The following is an 11,559-nucleotide window of genomic DNA, read 5'->3' on the forward strand; positions in this document are numbered from 1 at the left end:
TCGGCGACGCCGTGCTGTCCCCGGGCAAGGTGCGCCGGGCCCATGCGGCGACACTCGGCATGGGCGTGCATGACGATTTCACCGGCCGTGGCCTCGGCACCGCGCTCCTGGCCGCGCTGATCGACACCGCCGACAACTGGCTGAACCTGAAGCGGCTGGAGCTGACGGTCTGGACCGACAATGCGCCGGCCCAGGCCCTCTACCGCAAATTCGGTTTTGTCGAGGAAGGCGTGATGCGCGCCTACGCCTATCGTGACGGCGCTTATGTCGACGCGCTGGCCATGGCCCGGTTCAGGGGGATCGGCGGCCCTTAGGCGGCGTCGACAGCCGGTCGAGCCATTCCGCGAGCAGCACCCGCTCGCCATCCGTCAGCCCATCGGCCTCCGGCAGCAGCGCGCGCAGCGTGATCGCGGTCGACGCGATCCCCGGGGCTTCGTCCGCCGGCGCCGCCACCGTGATGGCATCGATCATCGCCTCCCGCATCACGGCGGAGAGATCGGGGTCGCGCTGGTTCTCGGGCATGGCCAGCAGGGTGAAGACCATGCCGCAGCCGGCCGCCCGCGCTACGTTCACCGCCTGCGCCTCGCTGACGCGCAGCCGCCCGGCGGCGGCGAGCGTGCGCATCCGCTGCTGCAGCATCGCGTAGGCCTTGTCCGCGGCGGGCGATGACTTTCCCGGGCGCGGGTCGCCATACATGATGGCGAAGATCGCGGGGTTGGCGAGACCGAAGCCGATGTGCAGGTCCCAGCCCGCGCGCAGGCTTTCGACCGGGTCGACGCCGGGGTCGGCGGGCCGCTTTTCCTTCAGATAGGCCGCAAAGCCGTGCTCCGCCACGGCGTCGAGCAGCCCCTCCTTGTCGCCGAACAGCCGATAGATGGTGGGGGCCTGCACGCCGGCCTGCACGGCGACGGCGCGGGTGGTCAGCGCCTCGCGGCCGCCCTCCGCCAGCAGCGCAGCGGCAGCCGCGACGATCCTGTCCCGCGCGGCGATCGTGTCGTCCGGCCCATGCCCGGTGGCGGCGATGTCGTCCATATCGGCAGATTTAGAATTTATTTCGGATCGCCGCTAGCAAATTTCTGTTAGCGACGTTATATCACCGATATCGACAATCCGTTATCGATGATATCAGTGCATCAGGAGAATTCCATGATCGTCGTCACCGGCGCCACCGGCCAGCTCGGCCATGCCGTCGTGCAGCAGCTGCTGACCCGCATCCCCGGCGACCGGATCGTTGCCACCGTCCGCGATCCGCGGAAGGCCACGGGCTTGATCGAGCAAGGAGTACAGGTCCGCCAAGCCGACTTCGCCGATCCCGACAGCCTGACGGCGGCGTTCGAAGGCGCGGCCCAGGTGCTGGTCATCTCGACCCATTCGATCGGTGAGAGGGTGGATCTGCATCGTGCTGCGATCGAGGCGGCGCGCCGGGCGGGTGCGAGGCGGGTGCTCTACACCAGCCACATGGGATCGGGTCCGGCGTCGCTCTTCCCGCCGATGCCCGACCACGCCGCGACCGAGGCGATCCTGTCCGGCCTCGGCCTGCCCTTCACCTCGCTGCGTCACGGCTTCTACGCCGCCAGCGCGCTGGGGTTGATGCGGCAGGGCCTGCAGACCGGCGAACTTCATCTGCCGGCGGATGGCAAGGTCAGCTGGACGAGCCATGCCGACCTGGCCGAGGCGGATGCGATCCTGCTGGCCGACGAAGGGCGCTTCGACGGCATCACGCCGCCACTGACCGGGTCCGAAGCACTGGATATGGCCGATTTGGCGGCGATCGCCTCAGACCTCACCGGCCGCGAGATCAAGCGCATCACCGTGCCCGACGACACCTGGCGCGAAACCATGGTCTCGCACGGCACGGCCGCGCCGGTGGCGGATCTGCTGGTCGGGCTGTTCCGGGCGGCCCGGCGCGGCGAGTTCGTCGCGGTCGACCCGACGCTCGAGACGCTGCTCGGCCGCCCGCCGCAGACCATGCGCGACGTGCTCGCCGCCACGCTGGAGGACTGACCAAGGGTTTAACCCGGCAGAACGGCCACCGCCTCGACCTCGAACAGCATGGCATCCAGCGCCAGGCGCGGCACCGGGATCAAGGTGCAGGTCGGCTTCGGGCCCGGCCCGAAGGTGTGGTCGAGTTCGGCGCCGAGGTCATGCAGCTTCGCTTCCGTATGGTCCACGATCAGCACGGTCAGCTTGGCGACATCGCGCGGGGCGGCGCCGGCGGCCGCCAGCGCGGTGCGGAGATTGGCCAAGGCCTGCCGGACCTGCGACGCGAAGTCCGGCGACAGCGCGCCCGTCTCGTCCTCCCCGCCCTGGCCGGCGATGAACACCAGGCGCGTGCCGCCCGGCACCTGGGCGAGATGGGAGTAGCCATTGGCCGAGGGATCGTAGAGGCCGGCGGGGTTGCTCAGGGTGAAAGCGGGCATGGCGGATCTCCGATTCGAGGGGCTCCGGACAGCAAAGCCGGTTCCAGGGGCTGGCAGGGCGGCGTTCGCATCGCGTCGCCCCAACCTCAAGACGATCCAGCCCGTCGTCCTGTGACGCCATGCCCGTGTGTCGGTCAGCGCCCGGCTGTCGGGATGGCCTCCAATTTGTCATGCCCGGATTTGATCCGGGCATCCAGAGGCTGTCGATATCTTCTGGATTGCCGGGTCAAGCCCGGCAATGACAGGAAAGAGGTGAGCCCCGATCCCTCAATGCGCCGAGGCGGTGAAGCTCGGTTCGGCCAGGCCGCTCTGCTTCAGCTGGTCGACGATCTGGGCCTTCAGCCGCTCCAGCCCGGCCTCGTCGCCGCTTTCGGCCCGGGCCACCAGCACGTCCTGGGTGTTCGAGGCGCGCAGCAGCCACCAGCCATCCGCCGTGGTAACCCGGGCGCCGTCGATGTCGTTGACGTCGGCGCCCGACTGGCGCAGCCGGGCCATGACCTCGTCGATGACCGCGAACTTGCGGGTCTCGTCGATCTGGAACCGCACCTCGGGGGTCGACACCGTGCTGGGGAAGGTGTCGCGCAGGGCCGCCAGCGTGCCGCCGCTGCGGCTGACCTGGGCCACCAGGCGCAGGCCGCAATACAGCGCGTCGTCGAAGCCATACCATTTGTCGGCGAAGAAGATGTGGCCGGACATCTCGCCGGCCAGCGGCGATTTGGTCTCCGCCATCTTCGCCTTGATCAGCGAGTGGCCGGTCTTCCACATCAGCGGCGTGCCGCCCAGCTTGGCGATGGCGTCGAACACCGTCTTGCTGGTCTTGACGTCGGCGATGATCACGCCGCCGGGATGGCGCGGCAGCACGTCGATGGCATAGACCGCCACCAGCATGTCACCCGGGATGATCCGGCCCTGGGCGTCGATCGCGCCGATGCGGTCGGCATCGCCGTCGAAGGCGATGCCGATGTCGGCGCCGGTCTCGGCCACCTTCGCCTGCAGCGCCACCAGATTGTCCGGGATGGTCGGGTCCGGGTGGTGGTTCGGGAAGCGGCCGTCGATGTCGTCGAACAGCAGGATGTGCTTGCCCGGCAGCCTGGCCGTCAGCCGGCGCAGGACCTCCCCGGCGGCGCCGTTGCCGTTGTCCCAGACCACGGTCAAGTCGCGGGTGCCGTCATAGTCGCGCAGCATGCGCTCGACATAGAGGTCCCGCAGGTCGATGTTGCGGACCTGGCCCGCGCCCGTCTCCAGGTCGCCGGCACCGGCGACGCGGCCGATCTCGAGGATCTGGTCGCCATAGACCGGGCCGCCGCGCACCACCATCTTGATGCCGTTATACTCGGGCGGGTTGTGCGAGCCGGTGATCATCACCCCGGCATCGGCATCCAGGTGCTTCTGCGCGAAATACAGCAGCGGCGTAGGGCCCAGGCCGACGCGCACGACCTCCAGCCCGGTCGAGGCCAGGCCCTGCACCAGCGCCGCCTCCAGCTCGACCGAGCTCAGCCTGCCATCATAGCCGACCACGACCTGGCGGCCGCCCTTGCGCTTGACCATGGTGCCGAAAGCCGCCCCGACCGCCTGGTAGTCGGCGGCGTTGAGCGTCGTTCCGATCACGCCGCGGATGTCGTATTCGCGGAGGACGGTGGGGTGGAAGCTGTGAGTCATGCGGGTCTCTGGTCCTGACGGGTCTTGCTGGTTCAGCCGGCCGAGCCCGGAACCGGGCGGCCGATGCTCTGGTAACGGAAGCCGGCCTCTTCCATATCCGCCGGCTTGTAGACATTGCGCAGATCGACGAAGACCCGGCCCTGCATCAGCTGGGCCATGCGGTCCGGGTCGAGGGCGCGGAACTCGTTCCATTCGGTCAGGATCACCGCGCCGTCGGCGCCGCGCAGCGCCTCATAGGCACCGGTGGTGTAGTCGATATCGGTCAGCAGCTTGCGCGCCTCGGTCATCGCCGCAGGATCGAAGGCGCGAATCCGCGCCCCGGCCCGCTGCAGCGCCGGCACCACGGTCAGGCTGGGCGCGTCGCGCATGTCGTCGGTGTTCTGCTTGAAGGCCAGGCCAAGCACGGCGATCGTCTTGCCCGCGACATCGCCGCCGAAGGCCGCGACCACGCGATCCGCCATCTCGGTCTTGCGCGCCTCGTTGACCTCGATCACCGCCTCGATCAGGTGCTGCGGCGCGCCGGCCTCGCGGGCGGTCTGGACGAAGGCCAGCGTGTCCTTGGGGAAACACGACCCGCCATAGCCCGGGCCGGGATGCAGGAATTTCGGGCCGATGCGCTTGTCCAGGCCGATCGACCGGGCGACGTCATGCACGTTGGCGCCGACCTGCTCGCACAGATTGGCCACCTCGTTGATGAAGGTCACCTTCATCGCCAGGAAGCTGTTGGCGGCGTATTTGATCAGCTCCGCCGTCTCCAGCGCCGTGATCACGATCGGTCGCTCGATCAGGTACAGCGGGCGATAGACGTCGGACAGGGCCTTCTTGGCGCGCTCGCCCTCGGCGCCGATGACGACGCGGTCGGGCAGCATGAAGTCGCCAATCGCCGACCCTTCGCGCAGGAATTCGGGGTTGGATGCGACATCGAAATCCGCATCCGGCCGGGTCTTGCGGATCGTCTCGGCGACCTTGCGGCCGGTGCCGACCGGCACCGTCGACTTGGTGACGACGACGGCGTAGCCGGTCAGCGCCCGCGCGATCTCCTCCGCCGCGGCGAAGACATAGGTCAGGTCGGCATGGCCATCGCCGCGCCGGCTCGGCGTGCCGACGGCGATGAACACGGCATCGGCGCCGTCGACCGCAGCGGCCAGGTCTGTGGTGAAGGACAGCCGGCCGGCCGCCGCGTTCTTCGCCACCAGCGCGTCGAGACCCGGTTCGTAGATCGGCATCTCGTTGCGCTTCAGCTGCTCGACCCGACCCGCATCCTTGTCGACGCAGACGACGTCATGGCCGAATTCCGAGAAGCAGGCGCCGGACACCAGCCCGACGTAACCGCTTCCGATCATCGCTATGCGCATCGGCGCACCTTCTCCTTACAGTCCACCGATCGGGAGTTCACCGATCTGGTCGGCCGGATCACAGATAGGGGGCGATCGCCTCGCGCAGCGCTGCAGACAACTCCGCCCGGTCCAGCCCATAGGCCAGGTTGGCGGCGATGAAGCCGACCTTGTCGCCGCAGTCGAAACGGTCGCCTTCGAAGCGCACGCCGTGGAAGGGCTGGCTGCCGATCAGCTTCGCCATCGCGTCGGTCAGCTGGATCTCGCCGCCGGCGCCGCGCTCCTGCCGGTCGAGATGGCTGAACACCTCCGGCTGCAGGATGTAACGGCCGACAATCGACAGGTCGGACGGCGCCTCTTCCGGCTTTGGCTTCTCGACCAGCCCGGTGACCTCGGCCACCGTGCCGTCATCCTGGCCGACGGCGAGAATGCCGTAGCGCGAAGTCAGCGCCTTCGGCACCTCGCGCACCGCGATCATGTTGCCACCGCGGCTGGCATAGGCCTCGGCCATCTGCGCCAGCAGCGCGGTCTTGCACTTGAAGATCTCGTCCGGCAGCAGCACGGCAAAGGGCCGGTTGCCGACCAGGTGGCGGGCGCACCACACGGCGTGGCCGAGGCCCAGCGGCTGGGCCTGGCGGACGAAGCTGAACTGGCCGGGCGGCAGCTCCGCATCCCGCGCAGCCTTCAGCTGCTCGGTCTTGTTCCGGGCTTCGAGCGAGGCGTAGAGCTCGGTGTGCTGGTCGAAATGGTCTTCCAGCGCGGTCTTGCCCCGGCTGGACACGAAGATGAATTCCTCGATGCCGGCGGCCTTCGCCTCTTCGACGGCGTATTGCAGCACCGGCTTGTCGACAACGCAGAGCATTTCCTTGGGCACCGCCTTGGTGGCGGGCAGCGACCGGGTGCCGAGACCCGCGACAGGGAAGACGGCAACCTTGACGGGTTCGGACATGAACGCCTTCTTCAGAAATTCTTCGACGCCACTATGAACGCTTCACATCCCGCCTTGTGCCACAGAGGGCGGCGAAAAGGGAAGCCGAGCGAACCCTGGGCCTCGTTTGCGGCCCATTTCGGGCACCCGCGGCGGACAGCGACGGTCTGCCCGGACCGGGCGGCGCCAGGCGGGTGGCGTCAGGGCAGGACCAGCGGCGCCAGGTACTGCCGGATGTTGGCCTCGAACTGGCGGTCGAAATCGCCCATGCCGTCCTGCAGCAGGCCGCTCTGGGCCCGGGCCAGGTCGGCGGTGGTGGCGCTCTCGGGCACGGTGGTGGACCGGTTCACATGGACGTCGGTATAGCCGCCGTGTAGCCACCGACCGCGCCGATCTCCAGCCGGGCGACCAGCTGCAGGGTCAGCTGCTGCGCCGGCTGGTCGTTGAACAGCGAGGTCAGGCCGCCCTGGGTGGCCAGGGGCTGCGAGGTCAGGCTGGCCTGCTGGATGATCAGCCGGGCCGTGCCGGCCTGGCCGTTGGCGTGGAGCCTGGCGGCGCCCCAGTTGCGGATCGCCGCCGCCGGGCTCTGGGCCAGCTGGGTGGCCGCCGGCGCGCCGGACTGGTCGACCGTGTCGACCCGGGCGACATTCAACCGGATCGCCGGGCGGCCGGCGAAGTTCACGGGCTCGACCCGCGCCAGATCCGGGCCGCTGCAGGCAGCAAGCAGCAGCAGGGCGGCGGCGCCAGCAAACAGGCCGCGCCGGGTGGCGCGAGGACGAGTCGGGGACTGCGGCATCGGGCTCTCCGGTCGGGTCAATCGGTGTACAGCGCCGCCAGCTGGTCTTTGTCGAAGGCGTAGCGGGTGTTGCAGAATTCGCAGGCGACCTCGACCTCGCCGTCGATCGCCAGATCCTCGACCTCTGCCCGCGGCAGCGCCGCCAGCATCGACGCCACCCGTTCGCGTGAGCAGCGGCAGGAGAAGCGCATCGGCTGGGTCGGGAAGACCCGCACCCCGTCCTCGTTGAACAGGCGGAACAGCAGCGCCTCGCCGGCCAGCGTCGGCTCGGTCAGCTCGTCGTCAGTGGCGGAGCCGAGCAGCACCATGGTGCGGCGCCAGTCGTCCTCGCGGTCGGTCGGCACCTGCTTTTCCGGATCCGGCAGGCGCTGCAGCATGATGCCACCGCCGCGCCAGCCGGAAGGCCCGAGGCGGACGGCCGAGCGCAGCCCGGCCTGCAGCTGTTCCGACTGGCGGAAATAATGCTGGGCGCATTCCCACAGGGTCTCGCCCGAGAGATCGACGATGCCCTGGTAGCGCTCGGTGTCCGCACCCTGGTCGACGGTGAAGGCCAGGTGGCCGCTGCCCATCAGGGCCGGCACCGTGGTGCTGCCGTCGGCCTCGGCCAGCCGGGCCTCGTCGAACATGGCGTGCGCACGCACCGCGCCCTCGGCGGTGACATCGGCCACCACCAGGCGCACCGGGCCGTCGCCCTTGGCCTGCAGGGTGAACACGCCCTCGTATTTCAGGGCGCTGGCCAGCAGCGCCGTCAGCACCACCGTCTCGGCCAGCAGATGCGCCACCGGCTCCGGGTAGGCGTGACGGCCGAGGATGTCGTCGAGCAGCGGGCCGAACCGGACCAGCCGGCCGCGCAGCCCCGACGCTTCGATCTGGAAGGGGAGGACGAGATCATCGCCCTCCATCTGCAACGCCGCCATGGTCAGATCGTCTCCAGCCCCCCGAGGCACCACAGCAGGATGCCCTTCTGGGCATGCAGCCGGTTTTCCGCCTCGTCCCACACCACAGATTGCGGCCCGTCGATCACCCCGTCCGTCACCTCCTCGCCGCGATGGGCTGGCAGGCAGTGCATGAACAGCGCGTCCGGCTTGGCCTGGGCCATCAGCCGTTCATCGACCTGGTAGGGCCGCAGCAGGTTGTGGCGCGACGCGGCATCCTTGTCGCCCATCGACACCCAGGTGTCGGTGACGACGAGGTCGGCGCCGCGCGCCGTGGTCTCCGGGTCGGTGCCGACCGACACCCGGGCGCCCTCGCGATGCGCCCAGTGGATCAGGTCTGCCGGCGGCGCCAGCTCGTCCGGGCAGGCCAGGCGCAGCTCGAAATCGAACATGGCGGCGGCGCGGATCCAGGACCGGGCGACGTTGTTGCCGTCGCCGGTCCAGGCGGCGACGCGGCCGGCGATCGGCCCGCGCAGCTCCTCGAACGTCATCACATCGGCCATCAGCTGGCACGGGTGGGTCTCGTCCGTCAGCCCGTTGATGACGGGCACGGTCGCGTTCTCGGCCATTTCCCGCAGCCGGTCCTCGTCCGAGGTGCGCAGCATGATGGCGTCGACATAGCGCGACAGCACCCGCGCCGTGTCAGCGATGGTCTCGCCGCGGCCCAGTTGGATCTCCGCGCCGGTCAGCATCACCACCTCGCCGCCGAGCTGGCGCATGCCGACCTCGAAGGAGACGCGGGTGCGGGTCGACGGCTTCTCGAAGATCAGCGCCAGGGTGCGGCCGGCCAGCGGCTTGGACTGCGTGCCGCGCGGGTCGGTGCGCTTCAGCTCGATCGACCGGTCGATGATCCGCCGCAGATCGGCCTTGGGCAGGTGGTGAAGGTCGGTGAAGTGCTTGACGTCAGACATGGGACGCCGCCTTCGCCGAACCGCCCTTGACCGTCCGGGCGGCGCACACCTGATCGAAGATGGCGATGGCCTCGGCGATCTCCGCCGTGCTGATGGTCAGCGGCGGCAGGATGCGGACGACGTTCTCGCCCGCGCCCACGGTCAGCAGGCCCGCGGCGCGCAGCTCGGGGACGATCTGGTCGCTCGGCTGGATGCATTTCACCCCGAGCATCAGCCCCTGGCCGCGCACCTCCTCCAGCACCGTCGGGTGGCGCTTCACCAGGGCCTCCAGCTCGGCCTTGAAGTGCTGACCGGTGCGCTCGACCGTCTCGAAGAAGCCGTCGGCCAGGACAATGTCCAGCACCGCGTTGCCGACCGCCATCGCCAGCGGGTTACCGGCATAGGTCGACCCGTGTGTGCCCGGGGTCATGCCGCAGGCCGCTTCCTCGGTGGCCATGAAGGCGCCGAGCGGGAAGCCGCCGCCGATGCCCTTGGCGATGCACATCACATCCGGCGTGATCTCCGCCCATTCATGGGCGAAGAACTTGCCAGTCCGGCCATAGCCGCACTGGATCTCGTCGAAGAACAACAGCAGGCCGAATTCGTCGCAGACGCGGCGCAGCTCGCGCAGATACTCCGGCGTCGCGGCCTTGATGCCGCCCTCGCCGATGATCGGCTCGATGCAGATCGCCGCCGTCTCGTCGGTGATCGCGGCGCGCAGCTCGTTCATGTTGCCCCAGGCGACCTGGTCAAAGCCGTCGACCAGCGGGCCGAAGCCCTTGATCAGCTTCTCGCCCTTGGCGGCCGAGATCGCGGCCAGGGTGCGGCCGTGGAAGCTGTTGGTGACGGTGATGATCCGCCAGCGCTTCGGGTTGCCGCGGGTGTAGTGGTACTTGCGCACCAGCTTGTTGGCACCTTCCCAGGCCTCGGCCCCGGAATTGGTGAAGAACACGGTGTCTGCGAAGGTGGAGTCGACCAGCCGCTGGGCCAGGCGCTCGCCCTCCGGGATCCGGTACAGGTTCGAGGTGTGCCACAGCTTGGCACCCTGCTCCTGCAGCGCTTTCACCAGATGAGGATGGCCATGGCCGAGCGCGCAGACGCCGATCCCCGCGATCAGGTCCAGGTATCGTCGCCCGTCCGTCGCGAACAGATACGCCCCTTCGCCCCGCTCGAAGGCGAGGTCGGCACGCGCATAGGTCGGCATCACGGCGGGAATCATGGACGGTCTCGCTGAGAGAGAGGAGTCTCGGACAGAGTCTCAGGGTTGCGGGAAGGCTGCGACTAAGCCCAGCTTATGCTGTGCTTGTCAACGCGGGCCCATGCCGTTATAACGCGCGCTTCGTTCGGGTGGCGAGGCCGGGGTTCGATCCCCGGGGCATGCCCAACCACCCATCCATCGTCTTCCTTCGGAAGGAGCGAAAAATGCCCAAGATGAAGACCCATTCAAGCGCGAAGAAGCGCTTCCGGCTGACCGCCTCCGGCAAGGTCCGCTACAACTCTGCTTACCGCCGCCACCGCCTGCTGACCAAGAACAAGCAGGCCAGGGAGCGGAACCAGGGCACCAAGGTCATGTGCGACGCGGATGCGACCAAGATTAAGCGCTATTTCCTGGTTAACGGCTGAGCAGGGGAGCGCTAAGCAATGGCAAGAGTTTCACGCGGCGTCACCAGCCACGCCCGTCACAAGAAGATCCTCAAGCTCGCCAAGGGCTATCGGGGTCGCGCTTCGACCAACTATCGCATTGCGATCGAGAAGGTCGAGAAGGCGCTGCAATACGCCTATCGCGATCGTCGCAACAAGAAGCGCGATTTCCGCGGCCTGTGGATCCAGCGCATCAACGCCGGTGTCCGCGAGCACGGCCTGACGTATTCGAAGTTCATGCACGGCATCAAGCTGGCCGGCATCGACATCGACCGCAAGGTCATGTCCGACATCGCCACGCGCGAGCCGGAGTCGTTTAAGGCCTTGGTCGATCAGGCCCAGGCCGCGCTGAAGAACGCCGCTTGATCCGATCCCGCCCCGGCGGGATCTGGTAAAGCGAAGAGAAGCGGGGGTCGGGCCGAAAGGCTCGACCCCTTTTTTCATGGCCGCCGTCCTTGCGGGCGAGGGGCGGCCGAAGCCATCGGGGACGCCAGGCGATGGAACAGGGTGAGACGCTGAAGCGGGAGCTGGCCGAGGCTGTGGCCGGGGCCCGGGATCTCGCGACGCTGGATGCGGTGCGGGTCGGGGCGCTGGGCAAGAAGGGCCGTCTGACCGGGCTGATGGCCGGCCTGCGCGACCTCGACCCCGAGGCACGCAAGGCCGCCGGTGCGGCGCTGAACGTGATCAAGGACGAGATCTCGGCGGCGCTCGACGCCCGCAAGGCCGAGCTGGAGCGCTCGGCGCTTAACGACCGGCTGGCGCGCGAGACGCTCGACGTCTCCTTGCCGGCACGGCCGGAGCGGACGGGGCGGATCCACCCGATCAGCCAGACCCGGGACGAGATGGTCGCGATCTTCGCCGAGATGGGCTTCTCGGTCGCCGAAGGGCCCGACATCGAGGACGACTGGCACAACTTCACTGCGCTGAACATCCCGCCGGAGCACCCCGCCCGGCAG

15 protein-coding genes are annotated in these 11,559 nt (G+C 68.6%); 5 read left to right on the forward strand and 10 right to left on the reverse strand.

Features of this window, described 5'->3' with window-relative positions:
• A partial coding sequence (locus AC3XYG_RS22500; RefSeq protein WP_489142097.1) for a GNAT family N-acetyltransferase occupies window positions 1–314 on the forward strand: 314 nt, incomplete at its 5' end.
• Here AC3XYG_RS22500 and AC3XYG_RS22505 read toward each other — a convergent pair.
• Entirely contained in the window at window positions 292–1,032 is a 741-nt protein-coding gene (locus AC3XYG_RS22505; RefSeq protein ID WP_489142098.1) for a TetR/AcrR family transcriptional regulator, read from the reverse strand. The genes AC3XYG_RS22500 and AC3XYG_RS22505 overlap by 23 nt on opposite strands.
• A gap of 114 nt (window positions 1,033–1,146) precedes the next feature.
• Here AC3XYG_RS22505 and AC3XYG_RS22510 point away from each other — a divergent pair, with 114 nt between their 5' ends.
• Window positions 1,147–2,004, forward strand: coding sequence for an SDR family oxidoreductase (locus AC3XYG_RS22510; RefSeq protein WP_489142099.1), 858 nt, complete (start codon window positions 1,147–1,149; stop codon window positions 2,002–2,004).
• Window positions 2,005–2,012: 8 nt separating this feature from the next.
• Here the strand turns inward: AC3XYG_RS22510 and AC3XYG_RS22515 are convergent, their stop codons facing one another.
• From AC3XYG_RS22515 to AC3XYG_RS22555, 9 genes are all read right to left on the reverse strand, one after another.
• Complete coding sequence (locus AC3XYG_RS22515) at window positions 2,013–2,420, reverse strand: RidA family protein (protein ID WP_489142100.1); 408 nt, start codon at window positions 2,418–2,420, stop codon at window positions 2,013–2,015.
• Window positions 2,421–2,687: 267 nt separating this feature from the next.
• Window positions 2,688–4,079 carry a phosphoglucomutase/phosphomannomutase PgmG gene (gene pgmG, locus AC3XYG_RS22520; protein WP_489142101.1) on the reverse strand — a complete coding sequence of 464 codons (1,392 nt, stop codon included), beginning with the start codon at window positions 4,077–4,079 and terminating at the stop codon, window positions 2,688–2,690.
• A gap of 32 nt (window positions 4,080–4,111) precedes the next feature.
• Window positions 4,112–5,434, reverse strand: coding sequence for a UDP-glucose dehydrogenase family protein (locus AC3XYG_RS22525; protein ID WP_489142102.1), 1,323 nt, complete (start codon window positions 5,432–5,434; stop codon window positions 4,112–4,114).
• Window positions 5,435–5,492: 58 nt separating this feature from the next.
• Complete coding sequence (gene galU / locus AC3XYG_RS22530) at window positions 5,493–6,362, reverse strand: UTP--glucose-1-phosphate uridylyltransferase GalU (RefSeq protein WP_489142103.1); 870 nt, start codon at window positions 6,360–6,362, stop codon at window positions 5,493–5,495.
• A gap of 179 nt (window positions 6,363–6,541) precedes the next feature.
• Window positions 6,542–6,691 carry a hypothetical protein gene (locus tag AC3XYG_RS22535; RefSeq protein ID WP_489142104.1) on the reverse strand — a complete coding sequence of 50 codons (150 nt, stop codon included), beginning with the start codon at window positions 6,689–6,691 and terminating at the stop codon, window positions 6,542–6,544.
• A complete protein-coding gene (locus AC3XYG_RS22540) occupies window positions 6,688–7,137 on the reverse strand; it encodes a hypothetical protein (protein ID WP_489142105.1) in 450 nt (149 codons plus the stop codon). Before AC3XYG_RS22540 ends, AC3XYG_RS22535 begins: the two co-directional genes overlap by 4 nt.
• Window positions 7,138–7,154: 17 nt before the next feature.
• On the reverse strand, window positions 7,155–8,054 hold the full coding sequence (locus tag AC3XYG_RS22545) for an Hsp33 family molecular chaperone HslO (protein ID WP_489142106.1): 900 nt from the start codon (window positions 8,052–8,054) through the stop codon (window positions 7,155–7,157).
• Between the two features lie 2 nt (window positions 8,055–8,056).
• The gene (argF, locus tag AC3XYG_RS22550) at window positions 8,057–8,983 is read right to left on the reverse strand and encodes an ornithine carbamoyltransferase (RefSeq protein WP_489142107.1); all 927 of its coding nucleotides are present in this window, start codon (window positions 8,981–8,983) and stop codon (window positions 8,057–8,059) included.
• The gene (locus AC3XYG_RS22555; protein ID WP_489142108.1) at window positions 8,976–10,181 is read right to left on the reverse strand and encodes an aspartate aminotransferase family protein; all 1,206 of its coding nucleotides are present in this window, start codon (window positions 10,179–10,181) and stop codon (window positions 8,976–8,978) included. The genes argF and AC3XYG_RS22555 overlap by 8 nt, the downstream gene beginning before the upstream one ends.
• A 203-nt stretch (window positions 10,182–10,384) precedes the next feature.
• Here AC3XYG_RS22555 and rpmI point away from each other — a divergent pair, with 203 nt between their 5' ends.
• The 3 genes from rpmI to AC3XYG_RS22570 form a co-directional block, all read left to right on the forward strand.
• Entirely contained in the window at window positions 10,385–10,585 is a 201-nt protein-coding gene (rpmI, locus tag AC3XYG_RS22560) for a 50S ribosomal protein L35 (RefSeq protein ID WP_489142109.1), read from the forward strand.
• 18 nt (window positions 10,586–10,603) lie between these two features.
• Window positions 10,604–10,969, forward strand: a complete 366-nt coding sequence (gene rplT, locus AC3XYG_RS22565; RefSeq protein ID WP_489142110.1) for a 50S ribosomal protein L20 — start codon at window positions 10,604–10,606, stop codon at window positions 10,967–10,969.
• Between the two features lie 131 nt (window positions 10,970–11,100).
• A partial coding sequence (locus tag AC3XYG_RS22570; protein WP_489142111.1) for a tRNA ligase subunit PheS family protein occupies window positions 11,101–11,559 on the forward strand: 459 nt, incomplete at its 3' end.

The sequence above is a fragment of the Inquilinus sp. genome (assembly GCF_057815775.1).

Excerpts from the sequence above, each read along its gene's own strand:
- AC3XYG_RS22505 (WP_489142098.1), bottom strand. The coding sequence starts at position 1,032 with ATGGACGACATCGCCGCCACCGGGCATGGGCCGGACGACACGATCGCC.
- AC3XYG_RS22510 (WP_489142099.1), top strand. The coding sequence starts at position 1,147 with ATGATCGTCGTCACCGGCGCCACCGGCCAGCTCGGCCATGCCGTCGTG.
- AC3XYG_RS22515 (WP_489142100.1), bottom strand. The coding sequence starts at position 2,420 with ATGCCCGCTTTCACCCTGAGCAACCCCGCCGGCCTCTACGATCCCTCG.
- pgmG (WP_489142101.1), bottom strand. The coding sequence starts at position 4,079 with ATGACTCACAGCTTCCACCCCACCGTCCTCCGCGAATACGACATCCGC.
- AC3XYG_RS22525 (WP_489142102.1), bottom strand. The coding sequence starts at position 5,434 with ATGCGCATAGCGATGATCGGAAGCGGTTACGTCGGGCTGGTGTCCGGC.
- galU (WP_489142103.1), bottom strand. The coding sequence starts at position 6,362 with ATGTCCGAACCCGTCAAGGTTGCCGTCTTCCCTGTCGCGGGTCTCGGC.
- AC3XYG_RS22540 (WP_489142105.1), bottom strand. The coding sequence starts at position 7,137 with ATGCCGCAGTCCCCGACTCGTCCTCGCGCCACCCGGCGCGGCCTGTTT.
- AC3XYG_RS22545 (WP_489142106.1), bottom strand. The coding sequence starts at position 8,054 with ATGGCGGCGTTGCAGATGGAGGGCGATGATCTCGTCCTCCCCTTCCAG.
- argF (WP_489142107.1), bottom strand. The coding sequence starts at position 8,983 with ATGTCTGACGTCAAGCACTTCACCGACCTTCACCACCTGCCCAAGGCC.
- AC3XYG_RS22555 (WP_489142108.1), bottom strand. The coding sequence starts at position 10,181 with ATGATTCCCGCCGTGATGCCGACCTATGCGCGTGCCGACCTCGCCTTC.
- rpmI (WP_489142109.1), top strand. The coding sequence starts at position 10,385 with ATGCCCAAGATGAAGACCCATTCAAGCGCGAAGAAGCGCTTCCGGCTG.
- rplT (WP_489142110.1), top strand. The coding sequence starts at position 10,604 with ATGGCAAGAGTTTCACGCGGCGTCACCAGCCACGCCCGTCACAAGAAG.